The sequence below is a fragment of the Paraburkholderia sp. J94 genome, from assembly GCF_905220285.1.
Taxonomy (GTDB): Bacteria; Pseudomonadota; Gammaproteobacteria; order Burkholderiales; family Burkholderiaceae; genus Paraburkholderia; species Paraburkholderia tropica_A.
Window position 1 is genome coordinate 101,096 of the sequence record NZ_CAJMZH010000012.1, and the last position, 24,209, is coordinate 125,304.

Annotated in this window: 18 protein-coding genes; 13 read left to right on the forward strand and 5 right to left on the reverse strand. The window is 66.2% G+C overall.

Annotated features, from left to right (window positions below; genetic code table 11):
• Window positions 1-25 precede the first annotated feature (25 nt).
• Entirely contained in the window at window positions 26-1,225 is a 1,200-nt protein-coding gene (locus tag U4Y88_RS25055) for an acetyl-CoA C-acyltransferase (protein ID WP_321787141.1), read from the forward strand.
• Between the two features lie 95 nt (window positions 1,226-1,320).
• Window positions 1,321-2,091, forward strand: coding sequence for an enoyl-CoA hydratase (locus tag U4Y88_RS25060; RefSeq protein WP_321787143.1), 771 nt, complete (start codon window positions 1,321-1,323; stop codon window positions 2,089-2,091).
• 21 nt (window positions 2,092-2,112) lie between these two features.
• Here U4Y88_RS25060 and fdhD read toward each other — a convergent pair whose 3' ends face one another.
• Window positions 2,113-3,003: a formate dehydrogenase accessory sulfurtransferase FdhD gene (gene fdhD / locus U4Y88_RS25065; RefSeq protein ID WP_415774496.1), complete on the reverse strand. Its 891-nt coding sequence runs from the start codon at window positions 3,001-3,003 to the stop codon at window positions 2,113-2,115.
• 244 nt (window positions 3,004-3,247) lie between these two features.
• On the opposite strand from fdhD, the gene U4Y88_RS25070 reads away from it, so the two are divergent.
• Both U4Y88_RS25070 and U4Y88_RS25075 read left to right on the forward strand, forming a co-directional pair.
• On the forward strand, window positions 3,248-3,742 hold the full coding sequence (locus tag U4Y88_RS25070; protein WP_224016661.1) for a nitrate reductase associated protein: 495 nt from the start codon (window positions 3,248-3,250) through the stop codon (window positions 3,740-3,742).
• A 287-nt stretch (window positions 3,743-4,029) separates the two neighbouring features.
• Window positions 4,030-7,911, forward strand: a complete 3,882-nt coding sequence (locus tag U4Y88_RS25075; protein ID WP_321787144.1) for an EAL domain-containing protein — start codon at window positions 4,030-4,032, stop codon at window positions 7,909-7,911.
• 81 nt (window positions 7,912-7,992) lie between these two features.
• On the opposite strand, the gene U4Y88_RS25080 is transcribed toward U4Y88_RS25075, so the two are convergent.
• A complete protein-coding gene (locus U4Y88_RS25080; RefSeq protein WP_224016595.1) occupies window positions 7,993-8,397 on the reverse strand; it encodes an acyl-CoA thioesterase in 405 nt (134 codons plus the stop codon).
• A 330-nt stretch (window positions 8,398-8,727) separates the two neighbouring features.
• Between U4Y88_RS25080 and U4Y88_RS25085 the strand changes: the two genes are divergently transcribed.
• Window positions 8,728-10,653, forward strand: coding sequence for an ABC transporter ATP-binding protein/permease (locus tag U4Y88_RS25085; protein WP_321787146.1), 1,926 nt, complete (start codon window positions 8,728-8,730; stop codon window positions 10,651-10,653).
• A gap of 116 nt (window positions 10,654-10,769) precedes the next feature.
• On the opposite strand, the gene murU is transcribed toward U4Y88_RS25085, so the two are convergent.
• Both murU and U4Y88_RS25095 read right to left on the reverse strand, forming a co-directional pair.
• Window positions 10,770-11,471, reverse strand: a complete 702-nt coding sequence (gene murU, locus U4Y88_RS25090; protein WP_224016659.1) for an N-acetylmuramate alpha-1-phosphate uridylyltransferase MurU — start codon at window positions 11,469-11,471, stop codon at window positions 10,770-10,772.
• Between the two features lie 81 nt (window positions 11,472-11,552).
• Window positions 11,553-12,614: an aminoglycoside phosphotransferase family protein gene (locus U4Y88_RS25095; RefSeq protein WP_224016592.1), complete on the reverse strand. Its 1,062-nt coding sequence runs from the start codon at window positions 12,612-12,614 to the stop codon at window positions 11,553-11,555.
• Between the two features lie 273 nt (window positions 12,615-12,887).
• On the opposite strand from U4Y88_RS25095, the gene U4Y88_RS25100 reads away from it, so the two are divergent.
• The 4 genes from U4Y88_RS25100 (at window position 12,888) to rsmA (ending at window position 18,624) form a co-directional block, all read left to right on the forward strand.
• Complete coding sequence (locus tag U4Y88_RS25100) at window positions 12,888-15,275, forward strand: LPS-assembly protein LptD (RefSeq protein WP_321787148.1); 2,388 nt, start codon at window positions 12,888-12,890, stop codon at window positions 15,273-15,275.
• Window positions 15,276-15,360: 85 nt separating this feature from the next.
• Window positions 15,361-16,731, forward strand: coding sequence for a peptidylprolyl isomerase (locus tag U4Y88_RS25105; RefSeq protein ID WP_310631019.1), 1,371 nt, complete (start codon window positions 15,361-15,363; stop codon window positions 16,729-16,731).
• A 22-nt stretch (window positions 16,732-16,753) separates the two neighbouring features.
• Window positions 16,754-17,776: a 4-hydroxythreonine-4-phosphate dehydrogenase PdxA gene (gene pdxA, locus U4Y88_RS25110; RefSeq protein ID WP_321787150.1), complete on the forward strand. Its 1,023-nt coding sequence runs from the start codon at window positions 16,754-16,756 to the stop codon at window positions 17,774-17,776.
• A gap of 23 nt (window positions 17,777-17,799) precedes the next feature.
• Entirely contained in the window at window positions 17,800-18,624 is an 825-nt protein-coding gene (rsmA, locus tag U4Y88_RS25115; RefSeq protein ID WP_310631017.1) for a 16S rRNA (adenine(1518)-N(6)/adenine(1519)-N(6))-dimethyltransferase RsmA, read from the forward strand.
• 149 nt (window positions 18,625-18,773) lie between these two features.
• Here rsmA and panE read toward each other — a convergent pair whose 3' ends face one another.
• On the reverse strand, window positions 18,774-19,724 hold the full coding sequence (panE, locus tag U4Y88_RS25120) for a 2-dehydropantoate 2-reductase (protein WP_224016582.1): 951 nt from the start codon (window positions 19,722-19,724) through the stop codon (window positions 18,774-18,776).
• 220 nt (window positions 19,725-19,944) lie between these two features.
• Between panE and gloA the strand changes: the two genes are divergently transcribed.
• From gloA to U4Y88_RS25140, 4 genes are all read left to right on the forward strand, one after another.
• Entirely contained in the window at window positions 19,945-20,328 is a 384-nt protein-coding gene (gene gloA, locus U4Y88_RS25125) for a lactoylglutathione lyase (protein WP_027817916.1), read from the forward strand.
• Window positions 20,329-21,051: 723 nt separating this feature from the next.
• A complete protein-coding gene (locus U4Y88_RS25130) occupies window positions 21,052-22,461 on the forward strand; it encodes an undecaprenyl-phosphate glucose phosphotransferase (protein ID WP_321787152.1) in 1,410 nt (469 codons plus the stop codon).
• A 29-nt stretch (window positions 22,462-22,490) separates the two neighbouring features.
• The gene (locus tag U4Y88_RS25135) at window positions 22,491-23,771 is read left to right on the forward strand and encodes a polysaccharide biosynthesis/export family protein (protein ID WP_415774497.1); all 1,281 of its coding nucleotides are present in this window, start codon (window positions 22,491-22,493) and stop codon (window positions 23,769-23,771) included.
• Window positions 23,768-24,208, forward strand: coding sequence for a low molecular weight protein-tyrosine-phosphatase (locus tag U4Y88_RS25140; protein ID WP_321787154.1), 441 nt, complete (start codon window positions 23,768-23,770; stop codon window positions 24,206-24,208). The genes U4Y88_RS25135 and U4Y88_RS25140 overlap by 4 nt, the downstream gene beginning before the upstream one ends.
• Window position 24,209: the final 1 nt, after the last annotated feature.

The following is a 24,209-nucleotide window of genomic DNA, read 5'->3' on the forward strand; positions in this document are numbered from 1 at the left end:
CGCACATAACGGACTGGAGTTACAGATGAGCAAACAGTTGCAGGACGCATACATCGTCGCCGCGAGCCGCACGCCCATCGGCAAGGCGCCGCGCGGCATGTTCAAGAACACCCGCCCCGACGAGCTGCTGGTTCACGCGATCAAGTCGGCCGTGGCGCAGGTGCCGGGTCTCGACACGAGCGTGATCGAAGACGCCATCATCGGCTGCGCGATTCCCGAAGCCGAGCAAGGCCTGAACGTGGCGCGTATCGGCGCGCTGCTCGCGGGTCTGCCGCAGAGCGTGGGCGGCGTGACCGTCAACCGTTTCTGCGCCTCGGGCATCACGGCGCTGGCGATGGCGGCGGACCGCATCCGCGTCGGCGAAGCCGATGCGATGATCGCGGGCGGCTGCGAATCGATGAGCATGGTGCCGATGATGGGCAACAAGCCGTCGCTCTCGCCGCACATCTTCGATCGCAATGAAGACATCGGCATTGCCTACGGCATGGGCCTGACGGCGGAGAAGGTCGCGGAGCGCTGGAAGGTGAGCCGCGAAGCGCAGGACGCGTTCTCGGTCGAGTCGCATCGCCGCGCGCTGGCCGCGCAACAGGCGGGCGAGTTCAAGGACGAAATCGCGCCGTACACGCTCGTCGAGCGTTTCCCGGATCTCGCCAGCGGCGAAGTGAAGGTCAAGGAGCGCCTGATCGAGCTGGACGAAGGCCCGCGCGCCGACACCACGCTCGAAGGCCTCGCGAAGCTGCGCGCGGTGTTCGCGAACAAGGGTTCGGTGACGGCGGGCAACAGCTCGCAGACTTCGGACGGCGCGGGCGCGCTGATCGTCGTTTCCGAGAAGATGCTCAAGCAGTTCAACCTCACGCCGCTCGCGCGCTTCGTGAGCTTCGCGGTGCGCGGCGTGCCGCCGGAAATCATGGGCATCGGCCCGAAGGAAGCGATTCCGGCCGCGCTCAAGGCCGCGGGCCTGAAGCAGGACGATCTCGACTGGATCGAACTGAACGAGGCGTTCGCCGCGCAGTCGCTGGCGGTGATCCAGGACCTCGGTCTCGATCAGTCGAAGATCAACCCGCTCGGCGGCGCGATCGCGCTGGGCCACCCGCTCGGCGCGACGGGCGCGATCCGCGCTTCGACGGTCGTGCACGGCCTGCGCCGCCGCAACCTGAAGTACGGCATGGTGACGATGTGCGTCGGCACCGGCATGGGCGCGGCGGCCATCATCGAGCGGCTGTAAGCGCTAGACGCTATCGCTTATCGACACGGTTCGCAGACTTCGCGGTCTGCGAACCGTTTTTCATATTCGGCAGGTGGAACCGAGGAGACATCGCAGTGAGCAACGAAATCCTGACCGCACGCGAGAACGGCGTGCTGACGATCACCATCAATCGCCCGGAGCGCAAGAACGCGCTGACGCCCGCGATGTACCAGGCGATGAGCGACGCGCTCGTCGCGGCGCAGGAAGACAGGGACGTGCGCGCCGTGCTGCTGCGCGGCCACGCTGAGATCTTCACGGCGGGCAACGACATCGAAGACTTCCTGAAGAATCCGCCGACCGGCGGCGACTCGCCCGTGATGCGCTTTCTCGCCACCATCGCCACCTTCGAGAAGCCGCTCGTGGCGGCGGTGCGGGGCGCGGCGATCGGCGTCGGCACGACGATGCTGCTGCATTGCGACATGGTCTACGCCGCCGATACGGCGCGTTTCGCGATGCCGTTCTCGCAGCTCGGTCTGTGCCCGGAGGCCGCTTCGTCGCTGCTGCTGCCGCGCGTGGCCGGTTATCAGGGCGCGGCCGAAAAGCTGCTGCTCGGCGATACGTTCGACGCCGCCGAAGCGCATCGCATGGGCTTCGTGAATCGCGTGCTGCCCGCCGCCGAACTCGACGCGTTCGTGAGCGCGCAGCTCGCGAAACTGGTCGCGCTGCCCGCGTCGTCGCTGCGCGCGACCAAGACGCTGATGAAGCGCGCGAGCGAGCATGAGATCAAGACGCAGATGAGCGAGGAGTCGGTGCACTTCGGCAAGATGCTGCTCGCGCCCGAAGCGCGCGAGGCGTTCACGGCCTTCCTGCAAAAGCGCAAGCCGGATTTCCGGCAGTTCGACTGAGCGATTGCGGCGATCAGCCGATCAGGCGGCGCTCGCCGCCGTGTCGTAATCGACGTAGCCGGTCTCGCGGCAGAAGCTCACGAGCCGCAGTCCGGCGCGCTTCGCGATGTTGATCGCGAGCGAGGAGGGCGCCGAGATCGTCGCGACCATCGGCATGCCCACGCGCGCGGCCTTGCGCACCAGCTCGTAGCTCGCGCGGCTGGAGAGGAACACGAAGCCTTGCTGCGAGTCGGCGCGGTCGAGCACCAGCTGGCCGATCAGCTTGTCGAGCGCGTTGTGGCGGCCCACGTCCTCGAAGGCGCGCAGGATCTGGCCGTCGGCGTCGCACCACGCGGCCGCGTGCAGGCCGCCCGTGAGCTTTGTGAGCGCCTGATGACGCGGCAGTTCGCGCGCGGCGCGTGCGATTGCGTCGGGCGCGAGGCGCGCGAGAAAGCCCGTGTCGGGCACGATTTCCGGTTCGAGATCGAGCAGATCGATGCTCTCGATGCCGCACACGCCGCAGCCGCTGCGGCCCGCGAGCGCGCGGCGCTTTTCCTTCAATTCGACGAACGCCTGCTGCACGACCGTGAGATGCACTTCGGCGTGCGGCGTCTCGGCTTCGGCGTGCCAGTAGACCTCGAAGTCCTGAATGTCGGCGTTGCGCCCGACGATGCCTTCCGAAATCGCAAAGCCCACCGCGAACGCTTCGAGGTCGCGCGGCGTGCACATCATGACCGCGTGCGAGATGCCGTTGAAGACGAGCGCGACGGGCCATTCCTGGCCGACGTGATCGGCGCGCGTTTCGACGTCTTCGCCGCGATGCCGGCGCACGCGCAGTTCGACGGCGCCGGGCTGCTCGCCGGAGTCGGACGCGGCGGCAGGCGAGGCGCAGGCGTTGGAAGCAGAGGGATTCAAGGGGGACGCGGAATTCAAGCGAAGGTGCTCCATCAACGAGGCAGGTGCGCGCGCGGTTTCGGGGGCGGAACGGCCTGGTCGGGCGCAGCCGCGCGACGGCCATTATCCGCGCTCGCTCGCGCCAGGCGGCTCGCGCCGTGCGCCGATATTCAGTATCGGTGCAGACGCCGCCGACAGCATGACGCTGCGCCGCGCACATAAGGTTCTAAAATACCTCAAGCGGGCGCCGTTTGCCGCTGTCCGTTTCGCGAGGATAAACGCCATGGCATTGACTGAAGCTCCGCTGCTGTTTGAATTCGAGGTCGTATCGTCGGAGGACCTCACCTTCATCCCCATGTGCGTGCGTTTCAATCTGGATCGTTTCGGGCTGCGCATTTCGCTCGCGCAGTGGCAGTTGCTGCCTTACGAGGACCGCCGCCTGCTCGCGCGCTTCCCCGTCGACGAGGACACCGAGATCGAGCCGAATTTCGATCACGCGCTATTCGAAATGCTGCGCACGCACGCGAACGTCGAACCCGAATGGTTCGCGCCCGACGAGGCGCCCGCCTGGCGCAACGTCAGCACGGTGCCGGGCGGCATCGCCAACCAGGCGGCGCTCGCCGAACTGCGCACGCCCGATGTCGAGGACTGGGCGCAGCTCGCGCCGTTCCAGCGCTACGTGCTCGCCAAGCTCGCGCGCAAGCCGGAGGCGAATCACGATTTCGTGCCGGCGATGCGCGAGTTCGGCCTCGCGGTGCCGCGCAACGCGGCGCGCTGAGCGCAAGTTTTTTCGCGCCGCGCTTTTACGCTTTTTCGGGCGTTTTTTCCGCGTTCTCCGCGCGGTTTCCCCAGTGAAACGTTTGCGCGCAAGCCAGGCTGCGCGGGCGTTTTCGAGGTTCTCCTCGGTTTGTGCGGATTCGAGTGAATTCGCCGCCGATTTCCCCTCAAGCCTTGCCGACGACTGCCGTTATCCGGGAATGGCGCATGGCGCGCCAGCCTGTTGCGCGCAGGTCGTGATCGGACCGCCCGTGCCTTCGCGCGGGGACGAACGACGTTCGGCTTTCAATGACTCTTCATTTTTCGAAGCGGCACCTCATCAATCTGGCGGTCGTAGCGGCAGCCGTGGGCGCAAACGCTTTCGTGGCCTGGACGCAGATCGGCGCACAGCGTGAAATCGAGCAGCGGGCCGCTCAGGCCGGGCGTGTGCGGCACGATCTGGACCGCTATCGGAGCGCGCTCAACGGCGGCCTCGTGGCGCTAGGCCGCCTGCAGGCCGACGGCATCGCCGAATCGCCCGCGGCCCGCGACGCGCGCATCGACGAACTCGACGATACCGCCCGCGCGCTGCGCGTTGAGCTGGCCGACAATGCGCCGCTCGCGCGCCGTTTCGATGCGCTCTCGACCGACGCGGCGACGCTCGCCCGCGAAATCGACAGCACCCTCGCGCGCGCCGAGCAGCGTCTCGCCGACGTTCGCGTGCAGGCGAGCGCGGCGGCGCTGGAGCCGCAGAGCGAGGAAGCGAATGGCGCGAGTGCGGTGAGTGCCGCGAGTGCTCCGGGCGCTGCGAGTGCCGTCAGCGCCGCAAGCGCGCCGCTTGCGGCTTCGGCTCCGGCGGCGACTCACGCGCCGCATGCCGCGACTTCGGCCCCAGCGCATCGACGCGCAACGAATGCGAACAAGCCGCACTCCCACGCGCCGCACACCGGGCGCATCCGGCCGATTGCCGCGACGGTGCAGGAGGGCGATCTCTCGTCGCCGTATGCGCGCGCGCCCGGCGTGTCGATCATGCGCGTCGCCGCGCCAGCCGTGAGCGCGCCGAATCTTGCCTCGCCCTACGTTTCGGGCGCGGTCGCGGGCGCCGCGAATCTCGCCGCGCCGTATTCGGCGGCGGGCTCGAATGGCTCGAATGGTTCGAATGGTTCCGCGCACGCGCTCACGTCGCCGTATGCGGCGGTGGGCGCGCCGTCCGGCAGCGCCGGGCGGCTTGGCGAACCGTATGCGGCGGCGGCGTCGTCGGGGCGTGCGTCGAGTCTTGCGCAGCCTTATGCAGCCGCGACGAATGGTGCGCCGAATGGAGCGTCAAACGGCGCGACGACCACAGCAGGCGCCGTCTCGACCCTAACCCCGACCGCCACCCCGAACGCGCCCACCCAACTCGCCGCCGTCCCGAACTCCGCTTCGAGCGTCCCGACACCGCTGGCCGCCACGCCGGCCTTCGCGTCCACGGCCACGTGGATCGCGGGCGAATACATCCGGCTCGATCGCCGCGTCGATCGCATCGACGCGTTGCTTTCCGCGCTGCAGGGCGAGCAGGATCTCGCGCTGGCGGGCGTGCTGGCGGAATCGGCGCGCGCGGGCAGCCGCGCGTCGATCCTGCTGATCGTGACGATGCTCGCGGGCGCGACGCTCCTGATCTACATGTTCGGCGTGCGCGAGAACGCGGCGCGCGAAAAGCTGCGCGCGCTCGCCGGTCTGCGTCAGCGCAACGAGCGCTTCCAGGGGCTGTTCGACGCGCATCCGGTGCCGATGTACGTGTTCGATCGCGAGACGCTGCGCTTTCTCGCCGTCAACGCGGCGGCGATCCAGCAATACGGCTACAGCGAGGAGGAATTCCTCGCGATGACGATCCGCGACATCCGTCCGCAAGACGACGTCACGCGGCTCGAACAGCATCTCGCGCGCTCGGACACGCTCACGCAGAACGTCCGCACGATGGCGGGCATCTGGCATCACGTGCGCCGCGACGGCACGCTCATCAGCGCCGACATCTCGCATCACTCGCTGAGCTTCCAGGGCCGCGCGGCCGTGTTCGTGCTCGCCGACGACGTGACCGAGCAGATCAAGGCCGAAGTCGAGGCGCAGCGCTCGAACCAGATGCTCGAGGCGGTGATCGACAACATTCCGCAGCGCATTTTCTGGAAGGACGCCGAGTCGCGCTATCTCGGCTGCAACATGACCTTCGCGCGCGACGCGGGGCTCGCGTATCCCGAGCAGATCATCGGCAAGACCGACGACGATCTGCCCTGGCGCCCCTACGCCGAGTCGATGCGCGCGCAGGACCGCGAGGTGATCGTCGCCGGTTTGCCGCGCCTGAACTTCGAAGAAGATCTCACGATCGACGGCCTGCATCGCACGACGATCACGAGCAAGCTGCCGCTGCTCGACGGCGACGGCCGCGTGATGGGCGTGCTCGGCACCTATTCGGACACGACCGAAAGCAAGCGCGCCGACCTCGCGCTGCGTCTGCAAAGCCGCGCGCTCGACGCCTGCGTGAACGCGATTCTGATCACCGGACCGGGGCCGGGCGGCAGCAATCTGATCGAGTACGCGAACCCGGCGTTCCGCCGCATCACGGGCTACGATCCCGCCGAGGTGGTCGGTCAGGACAGCCGACTGCTGCAACGCGACGACCGCGATCAGGACGGCCTCGTGGCGATCCGCCAGGCGCTGCTCTCGAACCGCGAGGTGAGCGCCGTGCTGCGCAATTACCGCAAGGACGGCGCGCTGTTCTGGAATCAGCTGCTGATTGCGCCGGTGCCCGATCTCGACGGGCGCATCACGCATCACATCGGCATCATCAACGACGTGACCGAGCTGATCCGCTATCAGGAACAGCTCGAATATCAGGCGAATTACGACAGCCTCACGCTGCTGCCCAACCGCAATCTGCTGCGCGACCGCCTGCAACAGGCGCTGGTTTCCGCGCAGCGGCACCAGCGCGGCGTGGCGGTGGTGTTCATCGACCTCGACGGCTTCAAGAACGTCAACGACAGTCTCGGCCATAGCGTCGGCGACCGTCTGCTCGGCGTGGTGGCGGAGCGTCTGACGCGCTGCACGCGCACGAGCGACACGGTCGCGCGCCACGGCGGCGACGAGTTCGTGATCGTGCTCACCGACACCATCGACGAAAAATCGCTGATCAACTGGATGGAGCGCGCGCGCGCGATGATCTCGGAGCCGGTGCTGATCGACGGCACCGAACTGTACGTGGGCTGCAGCATGGGCGCGAGCGTGTACCCGCAGGACGGCACCGACGCCGAGGCGCTGCTCAAGAAGGCCGACGTGGCGATGTATCGCGCGAAGGAACTGGGCCGCAACACCTTCCAGTTTTATCAGCCGGAGATGAACGCGGCCGCGGGCGCGCGCATGGATCTCGAACGGCGTCTGCGCCGCGCGCTGCGTGACGGCGAATTCCTGCTGCACTATCAGCCGCAGGTGGAGATCGGCAGCGGGCGCATCGTCGGCATGGAGGCGCTGGTGCGCTGGCTCGACCCGGAAGCCGGGCTGATCTCGCCGGCCAAGTTCATCCCGATCGCCGAGGAAAGCGGCCTGATCGGCCCGCTGTCCGACTGGGTGCTGCGCGAGGCGTGCCGCCAGAACCGCGCATGGCAGGACGCCGGGCTGCCGCATGTGCGCGTGTCGGTGAATCTGTCGGCGAAGACCTTCCATCAGCGCGACATCGCCGAGCTGGTGAAGGGCGTGCTCGACGAGACGGGGCTCGAACCGTGCTGGCTCGAACTCGAACTCACGGAAAGCACGCTGATGCGCAACGCGGAAGAGGCGGTGTCGATGCTCAACGCGCTGCACGAGCAGGGCGTGGGCATCGCCATCGACGACTTCGGCACCGGCTATTCGAGCTTGAGCTATCTGAAGCGGCTGCCGGTGGACCGGCTCAAGATCGACCGCTCGTTCGTGTCCGATATCGGCACCAGCGGCGACGACGAGACGATCACGGCGGCCATCATCGCGCTCGCGCACGAGTTGCGCCTGCAGGTGATCGCGGAAGGCGTGGAGACGTCGCAACAGTTCGCGTTCCTGCGCGAACGCGCGTGCGACGAGTTGCAGGGGTATTTCTTCGCGCCGCCGCTGCCGGGGCCCGAAGTGGCCGCGCTGCTGGGCGCGAGCGCGTCGTATGAGGAAGGCGCGGCGCTCGCGTGGGCGCAGTGACGGCGATGCAGCGAACGTGACGCAGTGAAGTTGACGAAGTACAGCGCAAGCCCGTCGGCGAGCGGGCTTGCGTGCTTGACGTCAGACGGCGGGTTCGACGGGCGGCAGGGCGCGCGGACGGCGGTCGGTGCCGGTCGCCACGTAGGTGAGCGTCGCTTCGGTCACCTTGACGACTTCCTCGGCGAGCCGCATGCGCTGGGCGTACACCTCGACTTCGACGGTCACCGACGTCGTGCCGGTCTTGACGATATCCGCGTAAAAACTCAGCAGGTCGCCGACGAACACCGGCTGCTTGAACACGAACGAATTCACGGCGACGGTCGCCACGCGGCCATTGGCGCGGCGGCTGGCCGGAATCGAGCCGGCGATGTCGACCTGCGACATGATCCAGCCGCCGAACACGTCGCCATGCACGTTGGCGTCCGAGGGCTGCGGCACGACGCGCAGCGCGGGCGACTTCTGGGGGAGCGGGAAGGCATCGGTCATCGGGAGTCCGTCAAAAAAGGAAAGCGGGGAAGGAACGGCGTGGCCGATGGGTCGATGGCCACGGCCCCGGACGCGTCGCGCGGTTGCGCGGTGAACCGTGCAGGCCAGGTGCCCTCAGCGGCGCGTGCCGCCTTCTGCGACAATACGGTGATCAGGAATTGTACGGGAAAGCAGCAGGCGGGGCGGGCGGCCAGACAGGCTCGCCGGCCGAACTAGAGGCCTTTGCCGAACCCGTCGTCCGCGCTTTTTCAGGCGTCCCCCAATCTCGCCGTGCGCCGCGCGTCGATGCGAAGTTATCGCGTCGCGCCGCACGCTCATCGCCGTTCACCCATGCGCCGTTTTTCCGCTTCCAACGAACCCGCGCCGCTCGCCACCGGGCCGCGCAACGACTGGCAGACCATCGTCTCGCTGCTGCCTTATCTCACAGCCTACAAATGGCGTGTGGCGTTCGCGCTCACCTGCCTGATCGGCGCGAAGGTGGCTAACCTGGGCGTGCCCGTGGTGATGAAGCACATCGTCGACGGCCTCGCGCCCGTGCAGCATCTGACCGCGCTCGGCCGGGCCGAACACGCGCCGGGCATCGTGCTGATGGGCGGCGTCGGGCTGCTGGTGGTCGCGTATGCGGCGGTGCGGCTCTCGACTTCGCTGTTCACCGAACTGCGCGAAATTCTCTTCTCGAAGGTGACCGAGAGCGCCGTGCGCCAGCTCGCGCTCAAGGTGTTCCGCCATCTGCACGCGCTCTCGCTGCGCTTTCATCTGGAGCGGCAGACGGGCGGCATGTCGCGCGACATCGAACGCGGCACGCGCGGCATCACGCAGCTCATTTCGTATTCGCTCTACAGCATCTTGCCGACGCTCGTCGAAGTCGGCCTCGTGCTGATCTTTTTCACCGTGAAATACGAGGCGTATTACGCGATCGTCACGCTGTGCGCGCTGGCCGCGTACATCGTCTTCACGGTGAAAGTGACCGAGTGGCGCACGCATTTTCGCCGCACGATGAACGAACTCGATTCGCGCGCCAACTCGCGTGCGATCGATTCGCTCATCAACTACGAGACGGTGAAGTACTTCGGCAACGAAGAGTGGGAAACGAAGCGTTACGACGAAAACCTGCACCGTTATCGCGCGGCGGCGATCAAGTCGCAGCATTCGCTGTCGGCGCTGAACTTCGGGCAGCAGGCGATCATCGGCACGGGACTGGTGTTCATTCTGTGGCGCGCGACGCAAGGCGTGATGGCGGGCAAGCTCACGCTCGGCGACCTCGTGCTCATCAACACCTTCATGTTGCAGCTCTACATTCCGCTGAATTTTCTCGGCGTGGTGTATCGCGAACTGAAGCAGAGCCTCACCGACATGGACCGCATGTTCACGCTGCTCACGGTCGCGCGCGAAGTGCCCGATGTGCCGAACGCGCCCGCGCTCGCGGTGCGCGGCGGCGAGGTGCGATTCACGCACGTGGACTTCGCCTATGAGCCGTCGCGGCAGATCCTGCACGACGTGAGCTTCACGATCGCCGCGGGCACGACGACGGCGGTGGTGGGCCACAGCGGCTCAGGCAAGTCGACGCTCGCGCGCCTGCTGTTCCGCTTCTACGATCTCGACCGCACCGATCCGGGCAAAAACGGCGGGGCGATCACGATCGACGGTCAGGATATCCGCGACGTCACGCAGGATTCGCTGCGCGCGTCGATCGGCATCGTGCCGCAGGACACCGTGCTCTTCAACGATTCGATCTACTACAACATCGCCTATGGCCGGCCGACGGCGAGCCGCGAGGAAGTGATCGCGGCGGCGCGCGCGGCGCATATTCATGCGTTCATCGAGAGTCTGCCGAAGGGTTATGAGACGCCCGTCGGCGAGCGCGGGCTGAAGCTCTCGGGCGGCGAGAAGCAGCGCGTGGCGATCGCGCGCACGCTGCTCAAGAATCCGCCGATCCTGCTGTTCGACGAGGCGACCTCGGCGCTCGATTCGCGTTCGGAGCGCGCGATCCAGCACGAACTCGATTCGATCGCGCGCGAGCGCACGACGCTCGTGATCGCGCACCGGCTTTCGACGGTCGTGAACGCCGAGCAGATCATCGTGATGGATCACGGACGCATCGTCGAGCGCGGCACGCACGACGAACTGCTGCGCACGCAAGGGCATTACGCGCAGATGTGGGCGTTGCAGCAGCAGAAGGCCAGCGAGCCTGCGCAGCAAGATCAGGCGGAACAAGCCGGTCAGCCCGTGGCAGCGCCCGCGAACGGGGCGCATTGAAGCGGTGTGTAGTTGTGAGCGCGCGATGAGCGCGTGGTGAATGCGCGGTGAATGCGCCGCGCGCGCCGTGTGTGCCTCAGGCCGTCCGGCGCGCGCGTATGCGTGCAGTTACCGCATCAGCGCGCCGCCTGGGCGCGCAATTCCTCGTCGAGCGCCGCGAGTTGCGCGGGCGTGCCGACATTCTCCCAACGTCCTTCGAACAGTTCGCCGCTCGCGCGCCGCGCCGCGATGGTCTCGCGGTAATACGGCGTGAGCGCGCGCTTCGTGCCGCGCGGCAGATCGCGGAACATGCGCGTGTCGTAGAGCCCGATGCTGCCGAACGTGCAGCGCGGCGCGCCATCCAGCGCGAGCACGCCGTCGGCGCCCAGCGCGAAGTCGCCGTTCGCGTGGAAAGGCGGGTTCGGCACCATCACGAGATGCATGCCGGGCTGCGCGGCGGCCGCGAGCGTCTGCGCAGGCGCATCGAGACGCGCGAAATCGAAATCGCTGTAGATATCGCCGGCCACGCCCAGAAACACGCACGGCTCATCGCCGTTTTCGAGCAGCGGCAGCGCCTGGGCGATGCCGCCCGCGGTTTCGAGCGCCTCGTGCTCGGGCGAATAGAGCAGACGCACGCCGAAGCGCGCGCCGTCGCCGAGCGCCGCTTCGAGCGTCGCGCCGAGCCACGCGTGATTGATGACGATGCGCGTATAGCCCGCCGCCGCGAGCCGCTCGATCTGCCACACGATCAGCGGCTTGCCGCCGGCTTCGAGCAGCGGTTTCGGGCAGGTATCGGTGAGCGGGCGCATGCGCTCGCCGCGTCCGGCGGCGAAGATCATCGCCGTGCGCTCGAAACGGGCGCGCGTCATGGAATCGGCCTTGTCATGAAGTTGCACGAGGTTGCGGTGAGAGGGGCGGGATCAGAAGGTATAGCCGGTTTCGACCGCCGTGCCGCGCAGCTCGTCGATGAAGCGCGCGAACGGCACGAGCGGGCGATAGCGGTGCGCGACCTTGCTCGCGTAATCGAGGAAACGCGGCAGGTCGGCCATGTAATGCGGCTTGCCGTCACGATAATTGATGCGGCAAAAGAGGCCCAGCACCTTGATGTGGCGTTGCAGGCCCATCCATTCGAGCTGGCGGTAGAACTCGCCGAAGTCGGGATCGACGGGCAGACCGGCCTTTTTCGCGCGTTCCCAGTAGCGCACGAAGCAGTCGAGCTCGAACTCCTCGTCCCAGCTCAGGAAGGCGTCGCGCAGCAGCGAGGCGACGTCGTAGGTGATCGGGCCTTCCACGGCGTCCTGGAAGTCGAGCACGCCGGGGTTCGGCGTCGCGATCATCAGGTTGCGCGGCATGAAATCGCGCAGCATGAACACCTGCGGCTGGGCGCGCGCGCTCGCGATCAGCAGCGCGAAGGTGCGGTCGAGCATGGCGCGCGTGGCGTCGTCGACCTTGCGGCCCAGATGGCGCTCCAGAAACCACTCGGGCAGCAGCTCCATCTCGCGGCGCAGGAAGGCTTCGTCGAAGGCGGGCAGCACGCCCGGTTTCGTTTCGAGCTGGAAGCGGATCAGGGCGTCGAGCGCGTCGTGCATCAGCGCGCGCGAGCGCGGGCCGGGACCGGCCTCGGTCAGCTCGGCCAGATAGGACGCGGTGCCGAGATCGGTTACGAGCATCAGCCCGGCGTCGTAATCGACCTCCAGCACGCGCGGCACATGCACGCCGGCCTGCTCGAGCAGCTGCGCGACCTGGACGAATTCGCGGCATTTTTCGGGCGGCGGGGCGTCGACGGCGATCAGCGTCGCGCCATGCTCGCCTGCGCTCGCGAGGCGGAAATAGCGGCGAAAGCTCGCGTCGGCGGAGGCGGGCGCGAGCGTGGACAGGTCGAGGGCGTATTTTTGCGCATGGCCGGACAGCCAGGCGGCGAGCAGGTCGCGGCGGCCGTCGGAGGACGACGGCGCGGTGTTGGTCGGGGCAGGGAAGGTCATGTAACCGGAAGCAAAATCAGTGGGGCAACGTCTTGCCATATAATACCCCACGACTTTTTTGACGCGACTCGCGCCAAAGCCCGCATGACGGTTCGCCCCCGCCGCACTGATATCCAGTCCATCGTCCGATGAATTGTGAAGATTGGTGCGTGCAGTTGCCTTGATACGCCTGGTTCGCCGCCGGTCCGGTTCTCGCCCGGCACGGCGCCGGGGCGCGAGGGGCGGCGACCGGGACAGCGGGCAGGCGGCCGGGCCGATACGCCAAAACCATACATGCCGCCCAGACAGTTTTTCCAGACGATCTCTAACAGTGACGACGGCGTGCCGGGCAAGCGGCGGCTCATCGCGGCGCTCGTGGCCATGCCGGGTCTCGTGCCCGTGCTCGCGCACGCGCAGCTGACGGGCGACGCCGCGCAGGCCGTGCCGCTGGACGGCGCGTGGAGCCTGCGCATCGCGCCGCAGCTCGAAGACATCCCGTCCGCTCCCGGCCGTCGTCCGGCCACGTTCGTGCTCGGCGAATCGACCACCGGCACTTCGGGCACCGACGCCGCCGTCAAGGGCGCAGCCGAGCTTCGCCAGGGCAACAACATCGTCAAGGGCGACGCGCTGCACTACGACCAGGACACCGACATGGCCGACGCATACGGCAATGTCACGGTCGTGCAGAACGGCACCAGCTTCACCGGCCCCGAGGCGCACCTGCGGATCGAGGCGAGCGAAGGCTTCATGCCGGCGCCGAAGTACCATTTTTCGGCGACGGGCGGCTCGGGCAGCGCGGAGCGCGCCGACATGCTCGACAACGAGCGCTCGGTGCTCACGAGCGGCACCTACACGGCCTGCCAGTGCTCGACGAATCCGGCGTGGTACATCAAGGGCACGGAGTTCGACTTCGACACGGGCGCCGACGAAGGCGTCGCGCACAACAGCGTGCTGTTCTTCCAGGACGTGCCGATCTTCGCGAGCCCGTGGTTCTCGTTCCCGCTCTCGGGCGACCGCCGCAGCGGCCTGCTGCCGCCGACGTTCTCGCTGAGCTCGACGAACGGCTATGAAATCGCGCTGCCGTACTACTTCAACATCGCGCCGAATCGCGACCTCACGTTCACGCCCGAGCTGATCACCAAGCGCGGCGTGTTCCTGCAGGGCAACTACCGGTATCTGTCGGCCAATTACTCCGGCTCGATCACCGGCACGTTCCTGCCCGACGACGCGCTCACGAAGACCAACCGCTACGCGCTGTTCATCCAGCACAACCAGAACTTCGGCAACGGGTTCGGCGGGTATATCTACTACAACAAGGTCTCGGACAACACCTATCCCGAAGACCTGGCGTCGCCGGCCAACCAGTTCCTGAACGGCACCCAGCTGCTGTACCAGCAGGAAGCCGGCGTCACCTACAACAACGGACCGTGGTCCGTGCTCGGCCGCTACCAGCACTGGCAGACGCTCTCGCCGTCGGTCGCGCCGTACGGCCGCGAGCCCGAGCTGAACGTGAAGTACTCGAAGTACAACGTCGGCGGCTTCGACTACGGCATGGAAGCCGACTACTCGCGCTTCCGCATCACCGAAGATGACGCGACCCAAGGCGACCGCGTCGTCTTCAATCCGTACCTGTCGTATTCGCTGATGGGGCCGGGTTACTTCGTCACGCCGAAGGTGCAGTGGCACGTCGCGTCGTACAACCTGAGCAATATCGGCACGCCGGGCACGACGTTCGGCTCGCCGGTCGGCACGCCCAAGAGCTTCACCGAATCGATCCCCACCCTCAGCTTCGACACGGGTCTCGTGTTCGACCGCTCGGTGCATCTGTTCGGCCAGGACTACATCCAGACCCTGGAACCGCGCCTGTACTATGTGTACACGCCTTACCGCAATCAGGACTTCGCGCCCCTTTTCGACACCGCCGAGGCCGACTTCGGGCTCGCGGAGATCTTCACGCCGAACACCTTCGTCGGTAACGACCGTATCGCCGACGCGAACCGCCTGACGGCCGCGATCACCACGCGCTTCCTCGACCCGGCCACCGGCGACGAGCGCGCGCGTTTCGTGCTCGCGCAGCAGTACTACTTCCAGGACCAGCGCGTCACGCTCACGCAGGATCAGACGAGCACGGGCTCGGCCCATTCGGACCTGATCGCGGGCATGTCGCTGAAGATCGGGGGCGGTTTCGCGTCGGAAACTGCGTTCCAATATAATGCCGACGACAATCGTCTGGAGAAGGCGAGCGTCGGCTTCGGTTACAGCCCGGGCCCGAGCCGCGTGCTCAATGTCGCGTACCGCTACACGCGCGAGAACAACACCACGCTCGACAATCAGCCGATCAACCAGATCCTGATCTCGGCCCAATGGCCGTTTTCGCACCGGGTGTACGCTGTGGGCCGCTTCAACTACGATCTGAACGGTCACAAGATCGTCGACGGGCTGGTGGGCATGCAGTACGACGCGGATTGCTGGGCGCTGGGCGTGGGTATCCAGCGCTACGCGAACGGGGTCACCACGACGGGCGGCAACAACTCGTCCACGCGTTTTCTCGCGCAGCTCACGCTCAAGGGGCTGTCGAACGTCGACAACGGGCTGGTCGCGGCATTCAAGGCCGCTGTGCCGGGTTACACGTCGCTGCCCGGCCAGGCGCCGCTGCCGTCGCGCTTCACGGACTATCAATGACGCGCCATCCGGTCCGCTGGACCGGCTCGGCGCGCAGTGGGTTGCTTAGAGACGGGCGAAGCTGCCCGCCAACTTTGGAGTATCTGTGGGAATCATGAAAAAGCTTCGCCTGGCAGCGTACGCTGCGAGCCTCTTCGCCGTCGCAGGACTGTTGCCGGCCGCGCCGGCGCAAGCACAGCAACTGTCGGCCCCGGGGGGCCAGACAGTCGACACGATTGCCGCGGTCGTCAACGATGGCGTGATCACGCAGCGCGAACTCGACGAGCGCGCCGCGCTCATCACGCGCCGCCTGAACCAGCAGAACGCGCCGGTGCCGCCCACCGACCAGCTGCGCGCGCAGGTGCTCAACCAGATGGTGCTCGAACGCATCCAGCTGCAAAAGGCGAAGGAAGACGGCATCTCGATCGACGACGCCGCCGTGAACCGCACGCTCGAGCGCCTCGCCCAGGCCAACGGCATGGATCTCGCCACGTATCGCGCGCGCATCGAAGCCGCCGGCGTGCCGTGGACGACCTTCACGAAGGACGCGCGCACCGAACTCACGCTCTCGAAGCTGCGTGAGAAGGAAGTCGACAGCAAGATCTCGGTGTCGGACGCCGAAGTCGCGAACTACATCGCGAGCCAGCGCGGACCGAACGCGGGCCAGAAGAGCGACCTGCACTTCGAGCACATCTTCATCAAGGCGCCGCTGAACGCGTCGGAAACCGACATCGAAGCCGCGCAGAAGAAGGCCGACGCGCTGCTCAAGGAAGCACAGTCGGGCAGCAAGTTCTCGAGCCTCGCCAAGTCGAACTCGCAGGCGCCCGACGCCAGCAAGGGCGGCGACATGGGCTTCCTCGCGCCGTCGAAGCTGCCGCAGGAATTCGTGACCGCGGCGTCCACGCTGCGTCCGGGCGAGGTGAATCCCTCGGTGATCCGCACCAACGACGGCTTTGAAATCGTTCGCCTCGTCGAGCGCCGCCAGGGCCAGGGCACGAGCGCATCGGCGCCGCAACTGGTGCAGACGCACGTGCGCCACATCCTGCTGCGCGTGGGTGACGGCATGTCGGAACCGGAAGCGCGTCAGAAGCTGCTGGAAATCCGCCGTGAAGTGGCCGCGGGCGGCGACTTCGCCAAGTTCGCGCGTACTTACTCGCAGGACGGCTCGGCTTCGCAGGGCGGTGACCTCGGCTGGATCAGCCCGGGCGAAACCGTGCCGGAATTCGAGCGCGCCATGAACACGCTGCAGGACGGCCAGCTCAGCGAGCCGGTGCGTACCGAATACGGTTACCACCTGATCCAGGTGCTGGGCCGCCGCGAAGCCGAAGGCTCGGTCGCTCAGCAGATGGATCTCGCGCGTCAGGCCATCGGCCAGCGCAAGGCGGAACAGGCCTACGCCGACTGGCTGCGCCAGCTGCGCGACAGCGCCTACGTCGACTACAAGATCAGCGGCATGACGCCGCCGCAACAACGCTGATCGATCTGAAAGGACGCATGCCGTGAACGCCCCCGCTTCTTCGACTTCAGCTCCGCGGGGGCCGCGGCCGCTCCGCATCGCCATCACCACGGGTGAACCGGCGGGCGTCGGTCCCGAACTGACTGCCGCCGCGCTCGCGGGCGCCTCGGCGCACTGGCCCGGCGCCGAATTCGTGGTGCTGGGCGATCAAGCCCTTATCGCGGCGCGCGCCGCCGCCGTCGGCGTCGACTGGTCCGCCGTGCTGGCGGGCCGCCAGGTCAGCGTGGAACACGTGGCGCTCGCCGCGCCCGCGCAGGCTGGCAAGCTCGACGCCGCCAACGGTCCCTATGTGCTCGCGCTGCTCGACCGCGCCATCGACGGCGCCGTGGCGCAGGAATACGACGCCATCGTCACCGCGCCGCTGCAAAAGAGCACGATCAACGACGCTGGCGTGCCGTTCACCGGCCACACCGAATACCTTGCCGAACGCACCCGCACGCCGCGCGTGGTGATGATGCTCGCGGGCACCGGCACGCGCCCGCTGCGCGTGGCGCTCGCGACCACGCACCTGCCGCTCAAGGACGTCTCGGCGGCGCTGACGATCGACGGCCTCGTCGACACGCTGCGCATCATCGATCACGACCTGCGCCACCATTTCGGCGTGCCCACGCCGCGCATTCTCGTCACCGGGCTGAATCCGCACGCGGGCGAGAACGGCTATCTGGGCCGCGAGGAAATCGACACCATCTCGCCGGCGCTCGCCAAAGCGGCCGCCGAAGGCATCGACGCGCGCGGCCCGTATCCGGCCGACACGCTGTTCCAGCCGCGCTATCTGAAAGACGCCGACTGCGTGCTGGCGATGTTCCACGACCAGGGCCTGCCGGTCCTGAAATACGCGACGTTCGGGGAGGGCATCAACGTGACGCTGGGCCTGCCGATCGTGCGCACCTCGGTCGATCATGGCACCGCGCTCGACCTCGCCGGCACCGGCCGCGCGGACGCGGGCAGCCTGATCGCCGCCATTGACACGGCGGTTTCGATGGCGCGCCACCGGCGCACCGTCTGACCGCCGTCACTGATTTCACGAAGATGTCCAATAGCAGCAGCAAGCACCAGGGCCACACCGCGCGCAAGCGCTTCGGCCAGAACTTCCTCGTCGACACGGGCGTGATCGACTCGATCGTCGACGTCATTCGCCCGCAGCGAGGCGAACGCATGGTCGAGATCGGGCCGGGCCTCGGCGCGCTCACCGGGCCGCTCATCGAGCGCCTCGCCACGCCCGAAGCGCCGCTGCACGCGGTCGAACTCGACCGCGACCTGATCGGCCGCCTGACGAAGAAGTTCGGGCCGCTGCTCGAACTGCACGCGGGCGACGCGCTCGCCTTCGACTTCGGCTCGCTCGCCGCGCCGGGCGACAAACCCACGCTGCGCATCGTCGGCAATCTGCCGTACAACATTTCGAGCCCGCTGCTGTTTCACCTCGCCACTTTCGCCGATCGCGTGATCGACCAGCATTTCATGCTGCAGAACGAAGTGGTCGACCGCATGGTCGCGGAGCCGGGCACCAAGGCGTTCAGCCGCCTCACGGTGATGCTCCAGTACCGCTACGTGATGGACAAGATGCTCGACGTGCCGCCCGAGTCGTTCCAGCCGCCGCCGAAGGTGGATTCGGCGATCGTGCGCATGATTCCGTTCGCGCCGCACGAACTGCCGAAGGTCGACGCCGCGCTGCTCGGCGAGATGGTGACGGCCGCGTTTTCGCAGCGTCGCAAGATGCTGCGCAACACGCTGTCCGATTATCGCGATCGCGTGGATTTCGAGGCGCTCGGTTTCGACCTGCAACGCCGCGCCGAAGACGTGCCGGTGGACGAATACGTGCGCGTCGCGCAGGCGCTCGGCGGCGCGTCGGCCTGACGCATCGGCGCTAGCAAAAGGAAAGGGCGCGGTGGCGTTGGCCACCGCGCCCTTCTTCTTTGTGCGACGCGTTTGCGCGATGCTTGCGCGTGCCGATTTTGCGTGGCGCGTATGTGTGCCGCTTACGTGCGATCCATCGCGCCCGCCGCTCAGGCCGCGTCGCGCAACGCCTCGTAGGCCTTGAGCTGGCTATAGACGATGCGCAGCACTGACAGCTCGCTCGACGCACGCTGTGCGGCGCCGCCACGGCGGATCAGATCGCCGAGGATGTGATCGGCTTCGATGCGCGAGCCGTTCTGCACGTCGCGCAGCATCGACGCCGTCAGCGACGAGCCGGTGGCGAACAGCATGCTGCGCGAGCGCTCGAGGAAACTGTCGCGCACCGCATGACCGTGTTCCGCCGCGATCGCGCGGCATTCCGTGAAGATGCGCTCGATGGTGGCCGCGCCGTCGGGCGTCGCCACGATCGCGCCGATGGGCGCGCGAAACAGACACGTGCTGCCCGCGAGCGACGCCAGAAACACCCATTTTTCCCACATTTCCTGCAGGATGCGCTCGCTCGCCTTGATGATGAAACCGGCGTTGCCGAACGTATCGGCGATGGCTTGCGCGCGCGCCGAGATGCCGCCGCCCAGTTCGCCGAACGTGATGGCCTGCGAGTCGTTCAGATGGACGATTTCGCGCTGCTCGTTGAGCGTCGACGCGATCAGGCAGATGCCGCCGAGCACGGCCTGGGTGCCGAAGCGCGCTTGCAGCACCTCGAGATGACGCATGCCGTTGAGCAGCGGCAGGATGACGGTATCGGGACCGACGGCCGCCGCGAACGAGTCGATCGCGTTGTCGAGATCGTAGGCCTTGCAGCTGAGCAGCACGACATCGAACGGCTGCGTGCCGGGCGCTTCGAGCGCCTCGCGCGTGACCGTCTTCGGCTCGCGCAGCGTCAGATCGCCCGCGTGCGGGCTGCGGATCACGAGACCGTGCTCGCGCATCTGCGCCGCGCGCGCTTCGCGCACGAGAAACGTCACATCGCGCCCGGCCGCGGCGAGCCGCCCGCCGAAATAGCCCCCTGTCGCCCCCGCACCTACCACCAGAATCCGCATATCGACTCCTTTCTATCCTTTCGTTGAACGCAAGCCAGACCGGACCGCCACCGAAGCGGCGCCCGGCGAAATCGGGATGGCGAACATGCTAGAGCAAATCGCGCGGGCTTGCCTGGCGCGGCGGAGCGGTGGGTGATCGGTTGGGGTGGCGTCGGCAGGGCCGGCGGGATTTTGGTACAGTCCGGGTTTTGACGTTGGCAAAAAAACGGAGTCCACCACAATGCGCCTGCTGCACACGATGATCCGCGTCGGCGACCTCGATCGCTCGATCAAGTTCTACACCGAATTGCTCGGCATGAAACTGCTGCGCCGCGAAGACTATCCCGATGGCAAGTTCACGCTCGCATTCGTCGGCTACACCGATGAGCGCGACGGCACCGTCATCGAACTGACGCACAACTGGGACACGCCGTCGTATGACCTCGGCACGGGCTTCGGCCATCTGGCTGTTGAGGTCGAAGACGCGTACGCCGCGTGCGCGAAGATCAAGGAGCAGGGCGGTACGGTCGTGCGCGAAGCCGGCCCGATGAAGCACGGCACGACGGTCATCGCGTTTGTTACCGACCCGGATGGGTATAAGATCGAGTTTATTCAGAAGAAGTAAGAATGAGCCGAGACAGGATCGGACTATTCCGGTCCTGTTTGACGATCCTGACATTGCGATCGTTGATATATGTAAATCGCCGAGAAATTAGAAAAAATACAGCGCGATTTATATGAATTTAAAACACCCCACCTGATTTAGACCTGTCAATAGGCGGCACTCCCGTTTATCCGATAGCGGCGCACGCGAGTCACGGATATTTCCTATCTGAATTTCCAATCGTCAAACAAAGATTCGCATTGAATTCAAGTGCTTGTCTGCGTTTGTAAAATTCACGATCGCGGTATGCGCCTGGCGCCTGTGCGGCGCATTGGATTTCCAGACATCGCTGCGATGTTCGATGGCCTGGCACTGAAAGCCAATTCGGATTGTTCCTATATACGGAAATTGCCGTCCAGCAGAGACTTTCGCTCTCGCTCTTTAACTAAAAACATCTGACGAACGCCTTGCGCAAGGAAGGATTCGGAGCAGCGTACGCGCCAGCCCCGAAAGTGCTTGCCGTTACGTCGTTCGCGCACGCGTGCGCTTTCGAGCTTGCTGAGAGAGGGGCGGATATGCAGGTTGTACTTCTGGTAAGTAGTCCTTCTATTGTCTCTATGGGCAGTGTTCGTGGCTGGAAATTTATCGAATGAGTCTTCTGCACGGGAGCGCCAGTTGGCCAGCTTCCTCGCGCAGATCCGCGCAGCATCTTGCGCGGCCACTCGTATTTTCGGCGATTACGGTATGGACCTGTCTACACAAACCGAGGTTGGCAAATCGAGCCGTCCGGCGCGAGCGTTGTTGCGTCTGCTCGATGTGCTGGTGATCGTCGCAGGCGCTGCAATTGCAGCGCGCACGTATAGCGAACCGGTGCGCGCCGGTTACGACAGCGCACTGGTTGCGTTCACCTTGCTTTTCTCCGTGGTGCTCTTTCCCGCGTTCGACACACACCGTGGCGCGAGACGTCATCTGTTCTGGCGATGCGCCTGCGTACCTGCACTGGGCTGGTTGCTCGCGCTCGCGGGCGCGGTGGTGCTCGTGTCGGCGATGCATCGCCCTTACAGGCCCGATGTCGTATGGATCGCCGAATGGGCGCTGGTATCGGGCGCGGGTCTGATCGCGCTCCGGCTGACCGAATCCGCGTTGGGTTTGCGGCGTGCGGAGCAGGGCGTGCACTCGCGCGCGGTCGCCATTGTGGGGAGCGGCGCGCACTGTCGGCAGTTGCTGCGCAAGGTCGAATCAACGCCCGATTCGCTTTACCGCGTCGCAACCATCTTCGACACGGGGCCTGAGGTCGGTGCCGCTGCGGGCAACGTGCCAGCCTTTCGCGATCGCGAGGGCTTCGCGGCATTCGTGCGTCGTTATGGCGTCGAGGAACTGTGGCTCGCGCTGCCGCTTGCCGAAGTCGAGACGATTCTTGGCTTCACCGAACTGTTTCGCAATGACCTGATCAACATCCGCTTCATCCCGGACGTGAGCGGCCTTGCGCTATTCGACGGCGAAATGGTCGATCTGGACGGCACGTCCGCGATCAATCTCGTGGGCTCGCCGCTTTCCTCGGACGCACTCGCGAAAAAGGACGTCTTCGACCGTGTCTTCGCGCTTTTCGCGCTGGTGGGCATTTCGCCGGTTTTGATTGCCGTGGCGCTCGCCATCAAGCTGACGTCGCGCGGCCCCGTGCTTTTCACGCAGCGGCGCAAGGGCGCTAACGGCAAGGTCTTCGACATCTACAAATTCCGCAGCATGCGCGTGCACACGCCGACTGCCGGCATCGTGAAGCAGGCCACACGCAACGATCCGCGCATTACGCGCGTCGGCGCGTTCTTGCGTCGCACGAGCCTCGACGAACTGCCGCAGTTTTTCAACGTGCTGCGCGGGGAGATGTCGGTGGTCGGGCCGCGTCCACACGCGATCGAGCACGACACGCTCTACCAGAACATCGTCGACGGCTACATCCACCGCTATCGCATCAAACCCGGCATCACGGGCTGGGCGCAGGTGAACGGCTTTCGCGGCGAAACCGACCGCATCGAAAAGATGCAGGGCCGCGTCGAACACGATCTCTATTACCTCAGCAACTGGTCCTTCGGCCTCGACATGCGCATCGTTTTCATGACGGCCTTCAAGGGACTCGTCCATCGCAACGCTTATTGACTAGCTGGAACGCAGAAGTGCTCAAACGAATGAAACCGCCGTCAGCTTCAGCGGCGCGCCAGACTGCCTCCCTTGGTGTGCGCCGGATTTCCTGTGCGAGCGCAGTCGTCGTGCTGTGCTCGATGCTCGGCGCCTGCGCGATTGCGCCGGGCATGCGCATGACGACGTCGTCGATACAGGCGCCCGCGAACGCTGAGCCGAACGGCCACGCCGCAGCGGGAACGTCGGCCACGGCCGACGACGCGCCGCAAGCCGCGGGCGCGGAATCCACCGCGAACGCAGCACCTTCGGCACGCACGACCGAGGCCAGCGGTGCTGTGCCGGAAATTCCCATCACGGAACTCGACGTCGCGCTCGTCAAGCAGCTTCAGGACGCGCGCCAGGCGCAGCAACGGCAGCAGGTGAACATGCTCTCGACGGCGCCGCAGGCGTACACGATTGGCGCGGGCGACGTGCTGCAAATCGTGGTCTGGGACCACCCGGAAATCGCGGCGGCGGTGGGCTCGACGCAATCTCAGGCGTCGACGCGTCCGGGCGACCCGTCTTCCGGCTTCGTTGTCGATCAGTCGGGCGAACTGACGTTCCCTTATGCGGGAACGCTGCATGTCGCGGGGTTGCGCACGGAAGAGGTACAGCGCCGCTTGAGCGCCGCGCTCGCACGGTACTTCGTCAAGCCTCAGGTGACGGTGCGCATGGCGTCCTATCGCGCGCACGAAGTCTATGTGGATGGCGAAGTACGCAGCCCCGGCGTGGTGGCCGTGAACGACGTGCCGATGTCGCTCTACGAAGCGATCTCGCGTGCTGGAGGCTTTGCCGATTCCGCCGACCAGAGCGATCTCGCGCTGGTGCGCGGCGGCGCCACGCATCGCATCAATCTCACGCAGATGCTGGCGAGCGGCGTCAGTCCGTCGCGGCTGTATCTGCAGCCTGGCGACCTGCTGCGCGTGGTCGCGCGCGACGAAAACGACGTGTACGTGATGGGTGAAGTGAACAAGCCCATCTCGGCGATCCCACGTCGAACAGGCCGCATCACGCTGGCCGACGCGCTCGCGCAGGCAGGCAGTGTCAACGCATCGACGGCCGACGCCGCGCAGATGTTCGTGATCCGGGGCGCGCTCAACGGCACGCCGCAGGTCTTCCATCTCGACGGACGTTCGCCGGTGGCGATGCTGGTCGCGAAGGAGTTCGACCTGCAACCCAAGGACGTCGTGTACGTCGACGGCAATGCGCTCGTTCGCTTTAACCGTGTGCTGACGCTGCTGATTCCGGCGATCAACGCCGGTCTTACTGCGGGGATCGTGACGAAATGATCGATCGCGTTCTGGTGGTTTGCGAAGGCAACATCTGCCGCAGTCCGTTGGCCTGCGCCATGCTCGCGCAGGCGCTGCCCGAGATCGGCTTCAGTTCGGCCGGCACGCATGCGCGGGTGGGCGAAGGCGCCGATCCGCTCGTGCTCGAAATGGCGCGCGAGCGCGGTGTGCCGCTCGACGAGCACGTCGCGACGCCGCTCACCGACGAGCGCGTGCGTGCCGCCGATCTCATTCTCACGATGACCAAGGTGCAGCGCGAACAGATCGAGCTGGCGTGGCCGTATGCGCGCGGGAAGGTGTACCGCCTCGCTGAGGATGACGGCGTCGACGTGGTCGACCCTTACCGGCGCCATCGCACGACATTCGAACTGGCGTTCGCACAAATCGAGCATGGCGTGGCGCATTGGCGCGGTGTATTGGCTGGACTGGCTCATTGAA

What these genes read in the sequence shown, in the direction of transcription:
- U4Y88_RS25055 (WP_321787141.1), top strand. Translation starts at nt 26, where the DNA reads ATGAGCAAACAGTTGCAGGACGCATACATCGTCGCCGCGAGCCGCACG.
- U4Y88_RS25070 (WP_224016661.1), top strand. Translation starts at nt 3,248, where the DNA reads ATGGCATTGACTGAAGCTCCGCTGCTGTTTGAATTCGAGGTCGTATCG.
- U4Y88_RS25075 (WP_321787144.1), top strand. Translation starts at nt 4,030, where the DNA reads ATGACTCTTCATTTTTCGAAGCGGCACCTCATCAATCTGGCGGTCGTA.
- U4Y88_RS25080 (WP_224016595.1), bottom strand. Translation starts at nt 8,397, where the DNA reads ATGACCGATGCCTTCCCGCTCCCCCAGAAGTCGCCCGCGCTGCGCGTC.
- U4Y88_RS25085 (WP_321787146.1), top strand. Translation starts at nt 8,728, where the DNA reads ATGCGCCGTTTTTCCGCTTCCAACGAACCCGCGCCGCTCGCCACCGGG.
- murU (WP_224016659.1), bottom strand. Translation starts at nt 11,471, where the DNA reads ATGATCTTCGCCGCCGGACGCGGCGAGCGCATGCGCCCGCTCACCGAT.
- U4Y88_RS25095 (WP_224016592.1), bottom strand. Translation starts at nt 12,614, where the DNA reads ATGACCTTCCCTGCCCCGACCAACACCGCGCCGTCGTCCTCCGACGGC.
- U4Y88_RS25100 (WP_321787148.1), top strand. Translation starts at nt 12,888, where the DNA reads ATGCCGCCCAGACAGTTTTTCCAGACGATCTCTAACAGTGACGACGGC.
- rsmA (WP_310631017.1), top strand. Translation starts at nt 17,800, where the DNA reads ATGTCCAATAGCAGCAGCAAGCACCAGGGCCACACCGCGCGCAAGCGC.
- panE (WP_224016582.1), bottom strand. Translation starts at nt 19,724, where the DNA reads ATGCGGATTCTGGTGGTAGGTGCGGGGGCGACAGGGGGCTATTTCGGC.
- gloA (WP_027817916.1), top strand. Translation starts at nt 19,945, where the DNA reads ATGCGCCTGCTGCACACGATGATCCGCGTCGGCGACCTCGATCGCTCG.
- U4Y88_RS25130 (WP_321787152.1), top strand. Translation starts at nt 21,052, where the DNA reads ATGGACCTGTCTACACAAACCGAGGTTGGCAAATCGAGCCGTCCGGCG.
- U4Y88_RS25135 (WP_415774497.1), top strand. Translation starts at nt 22,491, where the DNA reads ATGAAACCGCCGTCAGCTTCAGCGGCGCGCCAGACTGCCTCCCTTGGT.
- U4Y88_RS25140 (WP_321787154.1), top strand. Translation starts at nt 23,768, where the DNA reads ATGATCGATCGCGTTCTGGTGGTTTGCGAAGGCAACATCTGCCGCAGT.